Genomic DNA, 18,067 nt, shown 5'->3' on the forward strand with positions numbered 1-18,067 from the left:
GCTCTCAGGCGTCTTTTTTTTTGTTTTCGGAAGAAGTAAATTGGATAACTGATGTTTAATATGGACTATTTGGAGGGAAACGCCTCCGTTATATAGTCGTAGAGATGACCCGATCTCGATCAAGCCTTTAACCAAATTAGTGAGGAGTCGATGAGAGTATGGAAATGATGGAGCTTCTGCTGGGTACAGCGAAGGTGGATATTACGCCGCAGAGCCCGATGCCATTGGCCGGGTTCGGTCACCGGCACGGCGATTTCGAAGGCATTGCTCATCCGTTATATATGAAGGCTTGGTTTTTTGAACAAACGGAAGCCTCCGGCCTGACAAGAAAAGCACTGCTGGTGCAGGCGGATATTCTAGCGTGGAGCACGGAACGTACAGAAGCGGCCCAGCGCCTGTTATCCGAACAATATGGTCTGGAGCCTGCGGCGATTATCCTGCATGCGACCCATACACACTGCGGTCCGAGAACAATCGATATTCTCGATCCTATGAACACCGGCTATGTGGAGGCTTTGGAGTGCTGCCTGTTGGAAGCGGTCGAAGAGGCCTCCCGGAAGCGGGAGCCCGTCGTCGTCGAACGGGGAGCCGGCGAATGCCGGCTTGGCATTCACCGCCGTAGGCTCGTAGGCGGTGTGATGACCATGGCTCCGAACGAGGCGGGGCCGATCGATCCGGAGGTCAGCGTGATCCGATTCAGGAGCCGGCGAACGAACGAAACGACGGGCGTGTTGTTCCATTACGCCTGCCACCCGACACTACCGATCATAATCTCATAAGCTCGGAATTTCCAGGCATTGCAATGGAGCGCGTGGAGCATGCCATCGGAGGTGGGGCGATTGCCTCTTTCCTGCAGGGCTGCTGCGGCGACATCCGTCCCGCCTTGATCAATGGGGATGCCTTCTACCGTGGGGACGATGAGGACGTGCGGCGGCTCGGCACGCAGCTATCCGACGTTGTGTTGCAGGTGCTGCGACAGCCGATGCGGCAGCTGTCGCCCGGACGGATCGATGCGGAAGTTGTAGAGGTGCTGCTTCCGTTCGAGTCGGTGCCGGACGCCCTGCAGCTGCAGCAGACGGCGGGCAAGCCGGGCATGGCTGGGGCATGGGGCCGGCGAATGCTGGAGGATCCCAAACGACTCACATCGCATATTCCGCTTAAGTTGAATCGGGTTACGATCGCGGATGATCTCGTCTTCTTGGCGATGAACGGAGAGATAATGGTCGAGTACGGTCTGTTCATCAAGAATCTGCACCCTAGTGGCGTGCTTCCCCTTGCTTACAGCAACGGCATGGTGGGCTATATACCGACGGATCGACAGCTTGCCGAAGGAGGCTATGAACCAAAGGAGTCCATTTTATACTTTCTCTTGCCGGCACCGTTTCCCCTAGGAATCGAAAAAGCCATATGTGACGCGGCTTCCCAGCTTCTAAATCGCACGATGCTTAATCCAGATAACCCATATATAATTTAGGCTATTTGCTCATGACCATGCTCTTTATATAGTGAAATCGAGCCAACAGCTCACGATTTTCAGAATCTAAGGGAGGTTACGGTATGAAGTTTAAGCGTAAGAAACAGATTGCGGCAGTACTTTCGGTTTCCGTGCTTGGGGGGCTGGTGATCGCCTGCAGCAACGACAACAAACCGGCAGTGAACTCAGCGAGTCCGTCGAACGAAAGCCCGAAACCGACGGCAGCCCAAACGAGCACGGGTCCGAAGTATCCAGCTTCATTCTCGTATTGGGTCACCATGGATACGGATGCAGCGGTTTCGATCAAAAATTACAGCGAGATGGGCGTCTACAAACAGCTGGAGAAGATTACAGGGTCGAAGGTGGAGTTTCAGCATCCACCCGCAGGCGAGCAACAGGTTAAGGATCAATTTAATTTAATGATGGCGACTGGTAAGCTCCCCGATGTAATGGGGTATGCGTGGAAAGCGAATTCCCCGGACAAAGCGATCAAGGACGGCAAGATCCTCCGTCTGAATGAGATTATCGACAAATATGCCCCCAATTTATCGAAAATGCTTAAGGATAAGCCCGACTTGAAGCGCCAGCTGACCAGCGACGACGGCAATATTTATGCATTCCCGTTCGTGGGCGAAGACAACCCGGTATTTACATTTCACGGTTTGTTTCTGCGTAAGGATTGGCTCGATAAGCTCAAACTGCAGCCGCCAACGACAGTCGACGAATGGGAGAAGGTTCTGACGGCTTTCCGCGACGGTGACCCGAACGGCAACGGCAAAAAGGACGAAATCCCTTATTTCTACCGCCAGACGGATTACGAAACGAGCTATCCGTTCCTCGGCGCTTACGGCCTCAACGCCGCTTTCTATCAGGAGAACGGCGTGGTTAAATACGGCCCCTACCAACCGAAGTTCAAGGATTACTTGACGCTGATGAATCGCTGGTACAGTCAAGGCTTAATCGACAAAGATTATTTAACCTCGGACGTCAAGCTTAGAGACAGCAAGACACTGAATGATATGGTCGGTGCACAAGCCGGCTGGGGCGGTAGCGGATTAGGCGGCTATTTGCAGCTCAAGCGGCAGCAGGATCCGAACACGGGCTTCAAATTGGTCGGCGTTCCGGTCCCTTCTCTTAATAAGGGCGAGCTTGCAGTATCAGCCGGCGCACCGACCGCCCAATGGAGCGGTATCGGCGTAGCCATCACCACTTCGGCTAAGAATCCGGAACAGATTGCAGCATGGCTCGATTATGGCTACAGCAAGGAAGGCAAGACACTGTACAACTTCGGTGTAGAAGGTCAAAGCTATACACTTGATAACGGGAAGCCAAAATACACCGAGACGATTACGAAAAATCCGAACAAATTATCGATCACGCAGGCGCTCGGCATCTATACGATTGTCGCCTCCAGCGGTCCGTTCCAAGCGGATGAGGACGCCGATCTGCAGTGGCATCCCGACCCGGATACGCAAGATGCCATGAGATCGTGGACGAAGGCGGATCACTCGAAATACATGCCGTCCAACCTCAATTCGGATGAGCAGGCCAAAATCGCGTCCATTATGACGGATCTGCGGACTTACCAGTACGAAATGATCAACAAGTTCATTATGGGCCAAGAGCCCCTTTCCAAATTTGACGAGTTCATCGCCACGCTCAAAAAGCTGGGGATCGAAGACGCTACGAAAATTTATCAAACGCAGTATGAAAGATACTTGAAGAAATCGTAAGCATCATGCAGATGAAGGAGGAGGAGAGCCGTCATGTGATGCGGACATCCCTCCTCCCTTCGTACTAGGAGGAATCGTCTATGCAGCTTGGTTCGAAAGCGGTAGCGACGCTCCCGAAAGTAGACCGAACGAAATACGGCTATCGGTTGAAGCGGGATTTGAAAGTGAATCGTTATCTGTATCTCATGGTATTGCCGGTTGTCGTCTATTACTTATTGTTCCATTACGTTCCGATGTATGGCATCCAGATCGCGTTTAAAAACTACTCGCCTGGCACGGGCATCTGGCACAGCCAATGGGTAGGCTTTAAATATTTTAACGAGTTTTTCCATAGCTTTTATTTCGGAAGGCTGATTCGGAATACGCTGATCCTCAGCTTCTACGAACTCATTTTTCAATTCACGGCCCCAATTGTACTGGCGTTCCTGCTGAACGAGCTTCGCAGCGCCTTGTTTAAACGGATCGTGCAAACAATCGCTTACCTGCCTTACTTTATCTCAATCGTCGTCGTGGTTGGCTTTATTGTCGACTTCCTGGCGAGAGACGGGTTGCTTACCAACATGCTTAATTTCCTGTTTGGCATGGAGAAGGTGGCGTACCTGAGCAAGCCCGAATGGTTTCGGGCGATATTCGTCAGCTCAGGCGTCTGGCAAAACGTCGGATGGGGCACCATCATCTATTTGGCGGCGATGGCGAACATCGACCCTTCGCTCTACGAAGCGGCGAAAGTCGATGGGGCCAGCCGGCTGAAGATGAGCTACCATATCACGTTGCCCGGCATTATGCCGACTGTTATCATCCTTTTGATTCTGCAAATCGGCAGTCTGATGTCGGTAAATACCGATAAAATCCTGCTCTTGTATAATACCGCCACCTATGAATCGGCAGATGTGATTGGCACCTATGTTTACCGAAAGGGCATATTGGAGGCCAACTTCAGCTATAGCGCCGCAATCGGATTATTTAACTCCGTCATTAACTTTGTACTTCTCGTGATGGCCAATGCGCTCAGTAAACGCGTAACAGAAACAAAACTTTGGTAGAAGGGGGGAAACGCGATGATTAGGCGGTCCACGGGAGAACGAATTTTTGATATCGGCAATGTCCTTTTTATGCTGCTGCTCGTGTTTGTCACCTTGTATCCGTTCTGGTACGTGTTCGTCTCATCGATCAGCGACCCCGCATGGGTAGCGCGTACACGCGGGATGATCTGGCTTCCGCACGGCTTCAACCTTAGCTCGTATAAAGCGGTTTTTCAAAATCCAATTATTCGATCGGGTTATTTGAACACGCTGTTCATTGTGGTCGTTGGCACGACGATCAACATCTTCATGACCTCGCTGGGAGCCTATGTTCTTTCCAGACAGAAAGTCATGCTTAAAAACAGCATTATGTTTATGATCGTGTTTACGATGTTTTTTGGCGGCGGCTTGATTCCGAATTACATCCTTGTGACCAGCCTCGGTATGCTCGACACCTTGTGGGCGCTCATCATCCCGGTGGCCGTAGGCTCGTTCAATTTGATTATCATGCGAACCGCTTTTCAAGCGGTCCCCGTCAGCCTCGAGGAATCGGCGCGAATGGACGGAGCGAACGATTTCACGATTTTGTTCCGGATCGTGCTTCCATTGTCGCTGCCCGTCGTAGCCGTCATGATCTTGTTTTACGGCGTCGCCCATTGGAATTCCTGGTTCGGTGCGCTCATCTACCTGCGGGACCGCACGCATTATCCGCTGCAGCTGATCTTAAGGGAGATCCTCATCAGCAACAGCACAGACAGTATGACGGCGGATTCCAGCGGGGATAAGTTGCAGGTCGCGCTGACCATTAAGTATGCGACAATCATCGTGGCCACAGGACCGATACTCATTCTTTATCCTTACTTGCAAAAGTTCTTTGTGAAGGGCGTTATGATAGGCGCCATAAAAGAATGATGAGGAGAGTGAATTCAATCGCTGTAAATCTGACGGAGAAATCACGAAGTGAGTTTCAGAAGAGGGCAGGGCATCATCCTTTTGCTGCCTCCTTCTGTATCCCTATATAAAACTTATGTAAAGGGTGGATACGTATGAAGTTTGGCATGTCCAAAGCGGATATCACGCCGCAAACGCCTGTATTTATGTCAGGTTTCGGAGATCGGACGCACGAAAGCGAGGGGATCCACGATCCTGTTTATGCTAAGGCTGTGCTCCTGCAAGCAAACAAAACGCTTCTCATCATCACCTTGGATTTGTCGGGGGGCGATCGCAGCTTCATCGATGGGATCAAAAGCACACTAGAACAAACGTTCGAACTGAAGCATGACGAAGTACTCATCAATTTTTCTCATACGCACCATGCCATTGCCGCAAGAGGGGAAGGAAATGCGAGCACGAACAGCGTGGTATACCGAAGCGCGATTGATTACGACTTTATTCGTGATACGATCGTGGGCCTCGTGAACGAATGCTATTCTCATTTGGAGGAAGGTCAGCTTCAACTCGCGCGTGGAACCTCCGTATTCGGTGTCAGCCGCCGAAAGCTGACGGACAGAGGCGTCCTGTGGAAGCCAGCCTACGATGTGGAAATCGATCATGATCTTTTCGTGCTGAAGCTAGTCGATCAGACGAACGATCTCAAGGGCATTCTGTATAGCTACGGCTGTCATCCGACCTCGATGAGCTCGGACAATTATTTGATTTCGAACGATTATCCTGGAAAAACGAACAGCTATCTCGAAGAAACCTATCCGGGCACGACTGCAGTGTTTCTACAGGGCTGCGCCGCCGAAATTAAGCCGCTGAAATGCGCGGTCGGCGACGACTTTATTAGCTGCAACTTCGCGCAAATGGAGGAGGCAGGCGTCGATCTGGCCAAAGACATCATTCGCGTGCTGGAGGAGCAGACGTTCAGCCCGATCGAAGGCGTCTTCAAAACTATTTTGGTTGAAGCAAACCTACTTATGGAGCATACGCCCATCGAATTTTTCGAAAACATCGTGAGCAATCCCGCGATTGGCGAAGTTCGGAGAAGAGGGGCGAAGCGTAAAATCGAGTTCATAAAGGAAGGTCTCACGAAGGATCGGACGTCGATCTATATCAGTGTCTGGCAACTGGACGAGGAGACACGCCTGATTGCGATGGAAGGCGAAATATCGACCGAGTACTCGCTCATGCTCAAGAAACTGTTCCCTGGCGGGAAAACGATTGTTCTCGGTTATTCGAACGGAGTTACCTTCTATGTCCCTACCCGCAAAATGATCGGGGAAGGCGGCTATGAGGTCGACTATAACCATATCGGCGGTACGTTCAGCGGCATCTTTTTACCGGAAGTAGAAGATATCATCGTCGGACAAATTGCGAAGGCCGATTTAGCGCTTCGTCTGGCGGACGCGGCAAACTAGAGGGGATGGATATAGGATGCAGGTGGAAACCAATGCCGAGAAGTGGATGAAGCGACTGACGCTTGAGCAAAAGCTCGCGCAGATGATTGTGGTTAGAGGACATGATTACGCGCAAAAGGCGAAACAAATGAACGCGGAAGGCCGTTTAGGCGGCGTGGGGGCCGTCATGCTAACGATTAAGGGATCGCGCGAGCTGGAGGATATCGTCTCATGGGTCAATGAGTGCCACGCGCAATCCACCGCTCCGATTCTCTTTTATTTGGATGCGGAGCACGGCCTTGCCGACACGTTCAACTTCGGCACGCCGTTTCCGACCTTGATGGCGCTGGGCGCGACCCGCTCTAAAGAGCTGGCCTATCAAATGGGGCGCTGCATTGCGAGAGAAGCCCGTGCTATCGGCTTCGGTGTTGTGAGCAATCCGACGGTCGACGTCAACTCCAATCCCGACAATCCGATCATCAATACGCGGGCGATCAGCGACCGGACGGAGCTCGTTGCTACACTGGCCGCAGAAGTGGTCCGCGGTATGCAGGAGGAGGGAGTCGTTCCGACTGCCAAGCATTTTCCCGGGCATGGCGATACGCAGGAGGATTCCCATGTATCGATGCCCGTCGTGACGCGAGATAAATCTTCCCTGTTGGAGCTGGAGCTGGCACCTTACCGGGAGCTGATTGCCGAGGGACTGCTCGGCATCATGACCGCGCATATTCTGTATCCAGCGCTGCTCGGCCCGGATGAGGAGCGCGTACCCGCCACGCTGTCGAGGGCGATCATGACCGACCTGCTACGAGACGAACTCGGGTTCGAGGGGCTGCTCATCTCCGACAGCCTGACCATGCGCGGCATTAAGGTGCAATACGGTATCGAGCGGGCAGCTGTGTTAGCGGTGAAAGCCGGCCATGATATCATTCTGCAAGACTACGAGACAGATCCTGAAATTACGTTTCAAGCGCTTTACGCTGCGGTGCAGTCCGGAGAGATTAATATCGATCAGATCGATTTGTCCGTAAAACGCATATTAGAGATCAAAGAGAAGCTCCAGTTGCTCGAGCATCGCCCGATCTCGGCGGAGGAAGCGTCGCTCGTCGTCCGTTCCCCGGAGCATGCGGCCGTTTCGGCGGAAATCGCTGACAAGTCCGTTACGGTATTGGAGGCGACCTCGTTGCCGTTTTCCAGAAAATCAGCGCTGGTCATCGCTACGATCGGCGAAGAAGAAGGATTAGAGGCGGAGGACCTCGGGTATGTTGTCAAAGGCAAAACAGCCTACCTTCGCGAGCGCATGAAGGACTATGCAAGTGATTTCGACATGCTGCTTGTCCGAGAGCATCCGACTGAGGAGGACTTCAACGACGTTCGACAAGCACTTTTGGAGCGACCATACGAACACGTCGTGTATGCGACATTCGTCCGCGTGTTGTCCTACAAAGAAGGGAGCGGTACGGTTCCGGACTCCCAGCTTGCATTGATCGAATCGATCAAGCGCCATGCTCCCGAGGCGGCGCTGCTCATATTTGGAAGTCCCTATATTTTGCGGAAAATGACGCCGCCGGGAAATTGCATATGCACATACGGAGACTGTGAATATTCCATCGATGCAGCGCTTAAGGTTTTATATGGCCGGCTCCGGGCTGAAGGAAAGCTTCCGGTAACGGTGAACGAACGATATCCATTTGACTACGGCTTATGAAAGAAAGGGGAGCTGCCGCATGAGCTTGTCTCCGATGACGCGCTATTTGGCGCTTGTGACGGAGCATCTGTCCCGGCTGCATGAAGAAGAGAAAGAGGCGGTTCTGAAGGCCGCCCGTATGGTTGCGGATCACGTCAAGCAGGATAAAATCGTATACGCTTACGGACCAGGTGGACACTCCAACCTTGGATCACAGGAAATATTTTTCAGGGCTGGCGGCTTAATGCACGTCAGCGCAATCCTCGACGAAGGCACGCTGCTGAGCGGAGGCGCGCTCCGGTCGATGGCGATCGAACGTACGCCGGGCTATGGCCGTATCGTGGTCGAAGACTATGGACTGCAGGCTGGAGATCTTTTGATCATCATCAATGCATACGGGATCAATTCGGCTGTCATCGATACAGCGCTTGAAGCGAAGAAAAGAGGGGTAACGACGATTGGCGTCACCTCGGTTGGACACGCGAGTCAAACGCCGGCGGAACATCCCGCACGCCATCCGTCGAAGCAGAATTTACATGACCTCGTCGACGTCGTGCTGGATTGTAAAGTAGGCGTGGGTGACGCCGTATTGGAAATCGACGGCTTGGAGCAGCGGGTGGCCGCGATATCGACGTTCGCCAACGCGTTTCTACTAAATGCACTAGTTGCGGAGACCGTTAACTTGCTTGCGGCGGAAGGCGTTAAACCACCGATTTGGATGAGTGGCAACGCCTCTGGCGGCGACGAGTGGAACAGGCAGTTTATCGAACGCTTTAAAGGTCGGATCAAAAAGCTTTAGCTGGTAGGAGCTTGCCCTTCATAACCCAACTGTTCAGAAATCCGTAGCGCGGCATCCCGAACCTTCAGCCCGACTTCGTGATAAGTCATACTGGGCAACTCGCTTCGCAGTGCCGTTACGCTAATGGCGGCATAAATTTGGCCCAAATGATCGAAAATGGGCGCAGCCAAGCAGCGTATCCCGACTTCGCCTTCCTCATCCTCGATCGCATAGCCGACTTCACGGACGTTCGCGAGGAATCTGCGGAACGTGTCGAGGTTCGTGATCGTATGTTCCGTCATAGCAGGCAGGCCGTGCATCTCCACATATTGCGCCAGGGAGTCCTCCGGAACGTACGCGGCAAGCGCTTTGCCCACTCCGGAATTATGTAGATGGAAGGTTTGACCCACTTCAGTTGAGAATTGCACGAAGCCTGGACCTTTGACCTTCTCGATGTAGCTGGCTTTGCCGTTCTCCAACATCGCTAGATGCACCGTAAAGCGGAGCTCGGTGGCGAGCTTCTCCATGTAAGGGCGTGCGATATTGCGTATATCTAGCCTGGACAGCATTTCCATGCCGAAGTTGTATAGCCGGAGCGAAAGCCTATACTTACCGTCATTGGTCTTTTGCACGTACTTTAAGTCTTCCAGCGTCGTAAGAATCATAAAAATTGTAGATTTCGGGATCTTGTTCATCTCGTAAATATCGGTAACGCCGAGTGGGACCGGAGAACGGGCAAGCATCTCGATGATCGCAAGACCTTTCTCGAGCGCTGGGACTGTATATTTCCTTTTCATCATATCAATCGTCCTTTTGTAATTTTGAATAGATTCTACCTAATTATAAACCTGAGTTCCACTCTCTTACAACAACCCAATCATAAAGGAGAGGCTGTCTTTGGATTTCGATGTGATGAATGAGCCATACGCCTCCCGCCGTTCCCCTATATACGCTGGAAATGGGATGGTTGCGACTTCGCAGCCGCTTGCGGCCCAAGCAGGTCTTGACATCCTGAAAAAAGGCGGGAACGCCATTGATGCAGCGATTGCCGCAGCGGCGGCTCTGACCGTTGTGGAGCCTACCTCCAACGGGATTGGAGGAGATGCGTTCGCCTTGGTCTGGTTTCGAGGGAAGCTCCACGGCTTGAATGCCAGCGGTCCCGCTCCAAAGCGTATATCGATTGATTCGTTACGAGAAGCGGGATACGATCGAATGCCCATGTATGGTTTCAGCCCGGTTACCGTACCGGGTGCTCCTGCCGCTTGGGCGGAATTGGCTGCAGCATTCGGGAAGCTCCCCTTAACGGAAGTGATGCAGCCCGCCATTCGATATGCGGAAGAGGGATTTCCGCTTTCCCCAATTGTTGGGAGCTCCTGGAAAGGAGCGATCGGATATTTTCGCGAACGACTGCAAGGACCTGAATTTCAAGCTTTGTTTGATACGTTCGCACCGAAAGGCAACGTTCCGGGAATCGGAGAAATCTGGTCTTCTCCGGATCATGCCAAGACCCTTAGGATCATCGCGGAAACGAACGCCGACGCTTTCTACCGCGGTGAGTTAGCGGAAAAGCTCGACCGGTTCTCTAAGCAGTACGATGGGTATTTACGCATTGAGGATCTGGCGGCTTACAAGCCGGAATGGGTGGAGCCGATCAGCGTGAACTATCGCGGGTATGACGTATGGGAGCTTCCGCCTAATGGGAGCGGGTTGGTGACTTTGATGGCGCTCAATATTCTCAAAGGATTCGAGTTCACGCAGCGCGATACCGTCGATACGTACCATAAGCAGCTAGAAGCGATGAAGCTCGCGTATGCAGACGGAAAAGCGTACATATCCGATCCGCGGGCCATGTCCGTACGGCCGGAGGAGCTGCTTTCGGATGCGTATGCGAAGGAGCGCCGCCGCCTCATCGGATCGTCGGCGCTGCAACCGGCGCCCGGTCGACCGCCGCAAGGCGGGACCGTTTATTTATGCACGGCGGATCGGGATGGAAATATGGTTTCCTTCATTCAAAGCAATTACATGGGATTTGGGTCCGGCCTTGTCGTTCCGGGTACGGGAATCGCCCTGCACAACCGGGGGTACGGCTTTACGCTGGAGAAGAACCATTCCAACTGTCTTGCACCGGGCAAGAAGCCATATCACACCATCATACCCGGTTTTCTCAGCAAAAATGGCCGCGCAGTCGGACCGTTCGGCGTGATGGGTGGAGCGATGCAGCCCCAGGGCCATCTGCAGGTCCTGATGAATACCATCGATTTCCAACTCCATCCTCAGGCGGCATTAGACGCCCCGCGGTGGCAATGGGTAGAAGGGAAAACCGTAGAGTTTGAACTTACAACTCCCCGCAGCATCGTCGATAAGCTCGCCAGAATGGGCCACGATATAAGGTGGTCCCAAAGCTCCGGAAGCTTTGGCAGGGGCCAGATCATCTGGCGATTGGAGAACGGCACGTTGGTCGGAGGTACCGAGCCCCGGACGGACGGTCAAATTGCCGCTTGGTGAATTCTGACAATCCTTTCATTCAGGAGGCCTACATCATGCAAATTAAGGAACTGGACACCCCGTTCGTCTTGATCGATTTAGAACGCTTGGAAGTAAATATCCGCAACATGCAGCAGATCGCAGACTTGGGCAGGGTCCGGCTGCGGCCTCATGCCAAAACACATAAGCTGCCCGAGGTCGCCAGCCTGCAGATCGAGGCTGGAGCAGTGGGCGTAACCGTCGCGAAGCTAGGGGAGGCGGAGGTGATGGCGGACGGGGGTGTTCGCGATATCCTGATCGCCTATCCGATCATCGGACGCCGAAAGATAGAACGGCTGGCCGCGCTGCTGCCGCGGGCGGCGATTACCGTTGCGGTGGAAAGCGAGGAAGGCATTGAGGCGGCGGCTGAAGCCGGCCGGCTAGCGGGATGCCCGGTGGCGGTCCTGATCGAAGTGGACAGCGGCTTTGGGCGGGTAGGCGTAATGCCGGATTCAGGCCTCTTGCGCGCGATGGCAGCCCGCATCACGAAGGAGCCATCGCTTGAGCTGAAAGGGCTGCTGACGTTCGCCGGTCAGTCTTATGATACAGAAAGCGACGAGGAGCGTCGTCGGATTGCAGCGCTTGAGGCGGGGACCGTCGAACGGCTGGCCGCTTTACTGGAGGCGGACGGCTACCATATGGAGATTGTAAGCGCGGGCTCGACGCCTTCCAGTCGTTTCGTCGCCGGCTTACCCGGCGTCACGGAGCTTCGGCCGGGTACGTACGTGTTCGGTGATCTGATGCAAGTGAGGCTCGGCGCCCATGAGCTGGACCATTGCGCGCTTACCGTATATACCACGATTATCAGTCGGCCTGCGCCGGACCGTGCGGTTGTCGATGCCGGAACGAAGCTGTTCACGAGCGACGGAGAGGACTCGCCAATCGGGACGGGGCGCGGCTATGCGGTCGGTCATCCGGACGTGACGCTCGAATGGATGACAGAGGAGCACGGCATGCTGCGACTTGGAGAAGCCGCATGCGGGCTGCGCATCGGCGATCGACTGGCCTTCATCCCAGTCCATTGCTGCGGGGTTATCAATATGACTGACCGTGTTGCCGCCGTGCGTGGCGGCGAGGTCGAAGCATTCTGGAACGTCGCGGCAAGGGGGAAATTTCAATGACACAGTCCGAACACATCTTACCCGGGCTGGATGCGCGCATCGCCGAATGGGTGTCTTCGAACAAGGATGACCTGATCGAGCTGACATCCGCCCTTATCCGCCAATCGACGGTAAATCAGGTGTTCGACGGGACCGAGCGGGAGTGTCAGCTGTTGCTGCATGACGTGATGCAGCGATGGGGACTCGAGACGGAGCTGTATTCGCCGGAGGATGCGCCAGGTTTCCGGGAGCATCCCGCGTATTTCCCCGGCAAGGATTACCAGCACAGACCGAACGTGCACGGCAGGCACCGAGGGACGGGTGGCGGCCGTTCGCTTCTGTTCTCGAGCCACATCGATACGGCGGTCGTTGCTCCCGGATGGGCTGTTTCCCCGTGGGAGCCTTATGTACGCGAGGGGCGCCTGTACGGGCTGGGCTCATTCGACATGAAGGGGGGCTTGGCGGCTTCAATGATGGCCTTACGCTGCGTAAGGGAGCTCGGCGTGCCGCTGGCCGGCGACGTCATCGTGGAATCCGTCGTTGACGAGGAGTTCGGCGGAGCGAACGGTACGCTAGCCGGGCGCCTGAAGGACGTTCATGCCGATGCGGCTATCGTGCCGGAGCCGACGAATCTGGTCGTCTGTCCGGCTGCGCGCGGCGGAGCCTTGTGGCGTTTGACGTTTCGCGGGAATACCGGGCTTTCGTTCAATGGGGAAGCGATCCATAACCCGCTTTTCGACGTCGGTCGGTTTCTTGTCTTCTTGGAGCGGCATGAACGGGAACGGAGCGGGCTGCCCGGTCCTTCGCCGTGGTACGGGGAGCCAGCATCGCTGCCGATCATCCCCACCCGGCTGGAGGCGGGCGACTTGCGTGCTGCGCTGTGCGACGTGGGTCCCGAAGTCAGCCTTCTCGACATTTGGGTCGAGTGCTATCCGGGCGTGACCGAGGAGAAACTACGCAGTGAGCTGGTTGCCGGCTACCGGGAGATGTTCGGCGATACGGTATCGATTCCCGAATTTGCGAAGCTCATCCGTTTTCTGCCGGGCTCGGCGCTGCCGCCGGAGTCGCCGATTCTCGCAACCGCCATTAGGCAGACGCAGAAAGTTCTGAATGCCGCCCCGGTCGTGCGCGGGGCACCCTTCGCTTGCGACTCATTCATGTTCAACCTGCACAGCCCAACGCCGGCTCTCGTGCTCGGCCCAAGCGGTGCCAATGCGCATGCGGCGGATGAATATGTCGACCTGGAGTCCCTTTACCGTCTTACGGAGATTTACGCCCGCATCATCGTGGAGTGGTGTGGCCCTGGGCACGATTAATGAAATTCTGAGGAGGTACCCTACTATGAGAAAACCGGTTGTGACCGAGACCACTTCCAAGGGAGACGGCCCTTATTCGCAGGCCATCATATCAGGCGGTCATGTGTACGTATCCGGCCAAGGACCGCTTGATCTCGATGGCCGGATCATTGGTGTCTCGATCGAGGAACAGGCGGAGAAGACGCTGGAGAACGTGCGTCGCATTTTGGAGGCTGCAGGCAGTTCGCTGGACGACGTCGTGAAGGTGAACGTGATTTTGTCCGATATGGCCGACTTTGAGCGGTTTAATGCCGTGTATCGAAGCGTGTTCTCCGCGCCTTACCCGGCTCGCACCTGCTTCGGCGGTCAGTTAGACGGCATACTCGTCGAGATTGACGTCGTCGCCGAGCTTGCGGAAGGGAAGGGATGACGATGCGCAGATTTGAAGGAAAAGTCGTCCTTGTCACTGGGGCAGGGCGGGGTATCGGCAGGGCGGTGGCCGAGCGATTCGCCAGCGAAGGTGCGGCATTAGCCTTGGTCTCGAACGACGAAGCTAATTTAACGGAAGCTGTCAAAGAGCTGCAGGCGATCGCAGCGGACATTCTTGCGGTTATGGCTGACGTGTCCGATACCAGCCAAGTCCGTGACGCTGTGGAACGGACCGTTCGCCGCTTCGGTCGAATCGACATATTGGTCAACAATGCGGGAATTGCTTGGGAAGAGCCGATTCTGGACATTACTCCGGAGCACTGGCGCCGGATCATCGACGTGAATTTGAACGGCATGTTCTGGGTGGCTCAGGAGACGGCCAAAGTCATGGTTCGACAACGGGAGGGCGTTATCCTGAATATGGCCTCCACAAACGGTCTCGTTGGCGAGGCGAAGTACGCGCATTATAACGCATCCAAAGGCGGCGTCGTGTTGCTGACGAAAACGATGGCGATCGAGTTGGGCGCAAGTGGCATCCGCGTGAACGCGGTTTGCCCGGGCTACATTCAGACGCCGATGGCTGAAGCGATAGACGACGCGCAATTTGTCGAACAATACATTCGGGAAAAAATCCCGCTTGGACGTATCGGCAAACCAAGTGATGTGGCCGGCGTATTCGCGTTCCTCGCTTCGGAGGATGCGGCGTTCGTCACCGGCGAGTGCCTTGTGGTGGACGGCGGGCAACTCGCATTCTAGAGAGAGGGGGAGGACAAGTGAAACAGGTAGAAGAAAAGCTCGCTCTACTGGGCGGACCGAAGGCGGTTACCAGGGCGCACGAGGAGTTGTTTCGCTGGCCGATCATCACGGCGGAGGATGAAGAAGCGGTGCTGGAGGTGCTGCGGCGCGGCGGGATGTCGGGTACCGATGTCACCGAGCAGTTCGAACGGGAGATGGCCGATTGGCTCGGGGTCCCGTTTGCCCTTGGCTTCCATAACGGAACCGCGTCGCTGCAAGCGGCTATGTTCGGCTGCGGGGTCGGTGTCGGCGACGAAGTCATTGCTCCGGCGCTCACCTACTGGGCGACCGCGATGCCAGCGTTCTCGCTCGGCGCCTCCGTCGTATTTGCCGACATCGATCCCGTAACGCTGAGCCTCGATGCGACGGATATCGAGCGGAGGATCACGAGCCGCACGAAAGCGATCGTGGTGGTCCATTACTTGAGCCATCCAGCAGATATGGACCCGATTCTGAGCGTAGCGGCTAAGCACGGGGTGAAGGTGATTGAGGATGTCTCCCATGCGCTAGGTGGCCTCTATAAAGGACGTCCGCTCGGCACGATAGGGGACGTCGGCGCAATGTCCATGATGACCGGCAAAGCGTTCGCGATCGGCGAAGGCGGCATGCTGGTGACAAGGGACCGGACCGTGTACGAGCGGGCGATCGCCTTCGGCCATTACGAGCGCTATGGAACGAAGATCGAGACACCGGAGCTCCAGCCGTATATTGGGCTTCCGCTCGGCGGCATCAAGTACCGGATGCATCAGCTCAGCTCGGCAGTCGGCCGCGTGCAGCTGAAGTATTATGAAGAGCGCATCGCCGAGATCGAGCGGGCGATGTCTTACTTCTGGGAAGGGCTGAGCGGGCTGCCCGGAGTCAAGCCTCATCGTCCGGAATCAGGATCCGGCAGTCGCAACGGAGGGTGGTACGCCGCCCGCGGACGATACGAGCCGGAGGCGCTAGGCGGCTTGTCCGTGACCGGCTTTTGCGCCGCTCTGCGAGCAGAGGGAGTGCTAGGTGTAAGTCCGGGCTGCAATTTGCCTCTGCACCTGCATCCCTTTTTCCACGCTGCGGATGTTTACGGACACGGCAAACCGACGATTTTAGCCCATGCGAACCGCGACTTGAGGCAACCCGAGGGCAGTCTGCCGGTGACGGAGTCAATCTCGGCGCGACTGTTCGCGCTCCCTTGGTTCAAGCACGAGTGGCGCGAACAAATCGATGAATACGTGCTGGCCTTCCGCAAAGTGATCGCCCAACATCGGGAGCTGCTAGCCGTCGACACCGGCAACCCGCCAACTTTAGGTGGCTGGCACTTTTTTAATCACAGCTCGAAAAATTAACCCGGTTTCGCCTGAAGGGACCGATTAAAAAACTTGAGAAGTGGCGCGGTTGCGTATGGTATAGCAATAGATAGAGATGTTTCAAAAGCAGGGATAACCTTCTTTTGAGGCAGCTCTTTTCGTGTTGTAACGAGCAGTAGAGTGGAATAACCAAGATAGAAACACTGTAAAATCATGGAACTTTTATGGATGCTGAACGTCTAAATGATTAGTAGTTATGAAGGAAGAGGGGATTTCATGAGAAAATTTGTAATCGTTGCGATTTTAATCTTGTTTTTGCTTAGTGCATGTTCATCTCAACAAAAATATTCTAAACAAACTAAACCTATTCAATTAATTTCAATTACATTAACAGAAGCTTATCCTGGGAATTTAACAAATGTAAATAGAGTCGAATTGTTTGATGGTTCTACAGGGGAAAGAAAAATAGTAGCAGATCGGACAATAATTCAAAAATGGCTTAACGAAATTAAAGATATTAAATTAATCCCTGAAAAGGATCAAGGTGTAAGGGCTGGGGACGTATTTGGAATTACTTTATATGAAGGCGAAGTTAAAAAATTTGGGTTTCAATCTGGGAATGTAAACAATGTATATTACAAGACCAATAAAGATTTCGTAGAACCATTCAGAGCCTTATTTAAGGAACAGTTTGGAAGACAATTCTAGGCAGGCTTTTCGGTAAGAAATATCATTAAGCTCTAACAGAGAACAATAGTTACATATAGAACCAAGATGAGGCTGCCAGCATGATCGGCAGCCTTTGCTCAACTAAGGGAGGATAGTTGCAAGGGTATGGTATAATATTTGAATCAAAAAATGAAAGGATACAACTTTTATGAAGAATTTTATTATTATTGGCGCGAGCAAAGGATTAGGTGATGCCTTTGTTAAAAGTTTACCAGAAATCGGTGATAATGTATGGATAGTTTCTAGAAGTTATCCTACTAGTTTGAATCTTGACGATGGAGTCAATAAATATTGGATAGAAGCTGATTTATCGAAATCTGATGCATATAATCTGATTGCGAATACGACAAATGGACACATCATAGACGTATTAATATATAATGCAGGGATATGGGAGAGCAACGGATTTAGAGAAGACTATGATTTTGAGAAAGATGACCCCGATGAAATTTCTAGAATCATAAATGTGAATGTAATTTCCGCAATTACATGTATACAAAAGCTTATACCGAATTTAAAAAAGTCGGTTAACGCAAAAATAGTTCTAATTGGTTCTACGGCAGGTCTTGAGAATAATGATTTTACACAAGTTTCATTTGTGGCGTCAAAGTTCGCTTTGCGAGGTATTGCCAATTCCATAAGGGAACATGTAAAAAAGTTTGGAATCGGTGTAACTTGTATAAACCCAGGTGAAATTGCTACCCAAATTCCTTTGGAAGATGGAATTGAAAAAGTCTTGTCAACCTACAATTATACACAAATCCCTCTTCAAGATATCGTTTCATTAGTAAAATGCGTCATAAGCCTATCCAAAGCTTCTTGTGTAAAAGAAATAAATATCCCAACAATGTTTGATACAAGTGCATAGTCAACTATG

The 18,067-nt window shown here is 53.4% G+C and carries 17 protein-coding genes; 16 read left to right on the forward strand and 1 reads right to left on the reverse strand.

All coding sequences use genetic code 11. The annotated features are described in order from the left end of the window. The first annotated feature begins 158 nt into the window (after positions 1 to 158). From AC58QO_RS16800 to AC58QO_RS16835, 8 genes are all read left to right on the forward strand, one after another. Positions 159 to 779, forward strand: a complete 621-nt coding sequence (locus AC58QO_RS16800) for a neutral/alkaline non-lysosomal ceramidase N-terminal domain-containing protein (protein ID WP_497267406.1) — start codon at positions 159 to 161, stop codon at positions 777 to 779. A 203-nt stretch (positions 780 to 982) separates the two neighbouring features. Continuing rightward, positions 983 to 1,474, forward strand: a complete 492-nt coding sequence (locus AC58QO_RS16805; protein WP_497267407.1) for a hypothetical protein — start codon at positions 983 to 985, stop codon at positions 1,472 to 1,474. Positions 1,475 to 1,557: 83 nt separating this feature from the next. Continuing rightward, positions 1,558 to 3,207: a type 2 periplasmic-binding domain-containing protein gene (locus AC58QO_RS16810; protein WP_497267409.1), complete on the forward strand. Its 1,650-nt coding sequence runs from the start codon at positions 1,558 to 1,560 to the stop codon at positions 3,205 to 3,207. An 80-nt stretch (positions 3,208 to 3,287) separates the two neighbouring features. Next, a complete protein-coding gene (locus tag AC58QO_RS16815) occupies positions 3,288 to 4,250 on the forward strand; it encodes an ABC transporter permease (protein WP_497267411.1) in 963 nt (320 codons plus the stop codon). 15 nt (positions 4,251 to 4,265) lie between these two features. After that, a complete protein-coding gene (locus AC58QO_RS16820) occupies positions 4,266 to 5,141 on the forward strand; it encodes a carbohydrate ABC transporter permease (RefSeq protein WP_497267413.1) in 876 nt (291 codons plus the stop codon). A 134-nt stretch (positions 5,142 to 5,275) separates the two neighbouring features. Further along, the gene (locus AC58QO_RS16825) at positions 5,276 to 6,589 is read left to right on the forward strand and encodes a neutral/alkaline non-lysosomal ceramidase N-terminal domain-containing protein (protein WP_497267415.1); all 1,314 of its coding nucleotides are present in this window, start codon (positions 5,276 to 5,278) and stop codon (positions 6,587 to 6,589) included. 16 nt (positions 6,590 to 6,605) lie between these two features. Beyond that, the gene (locus tag AC58QO_RS16830; RefSeq protein ID WP_497267417.1) at positions 6,606 to 8,276 is read left to right on the forward strand and encodes a glycoside hydrolase family 3 protein; all 1,671 of its coding nucleotides are present in this window, start codon (positions 6,606 to 6,608) and stop codon (positions 8,274 to 8,276) included. Between the two features lie 34 nt (positions 8,277 to 8,310). Beyond that, the gene (locus AC58QO_RS16835) at positions 8,311 to 9,054 is read left to right on the forward strand and encodes a sugar isomerase domain-containing protein (protein ID WP_497267517.1); all 744 of its coding nucleotides are present in this window, start codon (positions 8,311 to 8,313) and stop codon (positions 9,052 to 9,054) included. Here AC58QO_RS16835 and AC58QO_RS16840 read toward each other — a convergent pair. Then, positions 9,051 to 9,833, reverse strand: coding sequence for an IclR family transcriptional regulator (locus tag AC58QO_RS16840; protein WP_497267418.1), 783 nt, complete (start codon positions 9,831 to 9,833; stop codon positions 9,051 to 9,053). The genes AC58QO_RS16835 and AC58QO_RS16840 overlap by 4 nt on opposite strands. Positions 9,834 to 9,945: 112 nt before the next feature. Between AC58QO_RS16840 and AC58QO_RS16845 the strand changes: the two genes are divergently transcribed. The 8 genes from AC58QO_RS16845 (at position 9,946) to AC58QO_RS16880 (ending at position 18,058) form a co-directional block, all read left to right on the forward strand. Beyond that, positions 9,946 to 11,538, forward strand: a complete 1,593-nt coding sequence (locus AC58QO_RS16845) for a gamma-glutamyltransferase family protein (RefSeq protein ID WP_497267519.1) — start codon at positions 9,946 to 9,948, stop codon at positions 11,536 to 11,538. A 35-nt stretch (positions 11,539 to 11,573) separates the two neighbouring features. After that, positions 11,574 to 12,677 carry an alanine racemase gene (locus AC58QO_RS16850; protein ID WP_497267420.1) on the forward strand — a complete coding sequence of 368 codons (1,104 nt, stop codon included), beginning with the start codon at positions 11,574 to 11,576 and terminating at the stop codon, positions 12,675 to 12,677. After that, on the forward strand, positions 12,674 to 13,972 hold the full coding sequence (locus AC58QO_RS16855; protein ID WP_497267422.1) for a M20 family metallopeptidase: 1,299 nt from the start codon (positions 12,674 to 12,676) through the stop codon (positions 13,970 to 13,972). Before AC58QO_RS16850 ends, AC58QO_RS16855 begins: the two co-directional genes overlap by 4 nt. Before the next feature lie 25 nt (positions 13,973 to 13,997). Further along, on the forward strand, positions 13,998 to 14,381 hold the full coding sequence (locus tag AC58QO_RS16860) for a RidA family protein (protein ID WP_497267424.1): 384 nt from the start codon (positions 13,998 to 14,000) through the stop codon (positions 14,379 to 14,381). Positions 14,382 to 14,383: 2 nt separating this feature from the next. Further along, the gene (gene budC, locus AC58QO_RS16865) at positions 14,384 to 15,136 is read left to right on the forward strand and encodes a meso-2,3-butanediol dehydrogenase (protein WP_497267425.1); all 753 of its coding nucleotides are present in this window, start codon (positions 14,384 to 14,386) and stop codon (positions 15,134 to 15,136) included. A 17-nt stretch (positions 15,137 to 15,153) separates the two neighbouring features. Then, positions 15,154 to 16,500, forward strand: coding sequence for a DegT/DnrJ/EryC1/StrS family aminotransferase (locus AC58QO_RS16870; protein ID WP_497267427.1), 1,347 nt, complete (start codon positions 15,154 to 15,156; stop codon positions 16,498 to 16,500). Between the two features lie 237 nt (positions 16,501 to 16,737). Further along, complete coding sequence (locus AC58QO_RS16875) at positions 16,738 to 17,169, forward strand: hypothetical protein (RefSeq protein WP_497267429.1); 432 nt, start codon at positions 16,738 to 16,740, stop codon at positions 17,167 to 17,169. Positions 17,170 to 17,338: 169 nt separating this feature from the next. Then, the gene (locus AC58QO_RS16880) at positions 17,339 to 18,058 is read left to right on the forward strand and encodes an SDR family NAD(P)-dependent oxidoreductase (protein ID WP_497267431.1); all 720 of its coding nucleotides are present in this window, start codon (positions 17,339 to 17,341) and stop codon (positions 18,056 to 18,058) included. Positions 18,059 to 18,067 lie beyond the last annotated feature (9 nt).

The sequence above is a fragment of the Paenibacillus sp. J31R30 genome (genome assembly GCF_059692115.1).

Bases quoted from the DNA above. Each gene is read 5' to 3' on its own strand.
- AC58QO_RS16850 (WP_497267420.1), top strand. From the start codon at position 11,574: ATGCAAATTAAGGAACTGGACACCCCGTTCGTCTTGATCGATTTAGAA.
- AC58QO_RS16815 (WP_497267411.1), top strand. From the start codon at position 3,288: ATGCAGCTTGGTTCGAAAGCGGTAGCGACGCTCCCGAAAGTAGACCGA.
- AC58QO_RS16805 (WP_497267407.1), top strand. From the start codon at position 983: ATGCGGCAGCTGTCGCCCGGACGGATCGATGCGGAAGTTGTAGAGGTG.
- AC58QO_RS16855 (WP_497267422.1), top strand. From the start codon at position 12,674: ATGACACAGTCCGAACACATCTTACCCGGGCTGGATGCGCGCATCGCC.
- AC58QO_RS16800 (WP_497267406.1), top strand. From the start codon at position 159: ATGGAAATGATGGAGCTTCTGCTGGGTACAGCGAAGGTGGATATTACG.
- AC58QO_RS16820 (WP_497267413.1), top strand. From the start codon at position 4,266: ATGATTAGGCGGTCCACGGGAGAACGAATTTTTGATATCGGCAATGTC.
- AC58QO_RS16845 (WP_497267519.1), top strand. From the start codon at position 9,946: ATGAATGAGCCATACGCCTCCCGCCGTTCCCCTATATACGCTGGAAAT.
- AC58QO_RS16875 (WP_497267429.1), top strand. From the start codon at position 16,738: ATGAGAAAATTTGTAATCGTTGCGATTTTAATCTTGTTTTTGCTTAGT.
- AC58QO_RS16860 (WP_497267424.1), top strand. From the start codon at position 13,998: ATGAGAAAACCGGTTGTGACCGAGACCACTTCCAAGGGAGACGGCCCT.
- AC58QO_RS16810 (WP_497267409.1), top strand. From the start codon at position 1,558: ATGAAGTTTAAGCGTAAGAAACAGATTGCGGCAGTACTTTCGGTTTCC.
- budC (WP_497267425.1), top strand. From the start codon at position 14,384: ATGCGCAGATTTGAAGGAAAAGTCGTCCTTGTCACTGGGGCAGGGCGG.
- AC58QO_RS16830 (WP_497267417.1), top strand. From the start codon at position 6,606: ATGCAGGTGGAAACCAATGCCGAGAAGTGGATGAAGCGACTGACGCTT.
- AC58QO_RS16825 (WP_497267415.1), top strand. From the start codon at position 5,276: ATGAAGTTTGGCATGTCCAAAGCGGATATCACGCCGCAAACGCCTGTA.
- AC58QO_RS16880 (WP_497267431.1), top strand. From the start codon at position 17,339: ATGAAGAATTTTATTATTATTGGCGCGAGCAAAGGATTAGGTGATGCC.
- AC58QO_RS16840 (WP_497267418.1), bottom strand. From the start codon at position 9,833: ATGATGAAAAGGAAATATACAGTCCCAGCGCTCGAGAAAGGTCTTGCG.
- AC58QO_RS16835 (WP_497267517.1), top strand. From the start codon at position 8,311: ATGACGCGCTATTTGGCGCTTGTGACGGAGCATCTGTCCCGGCTGCAT.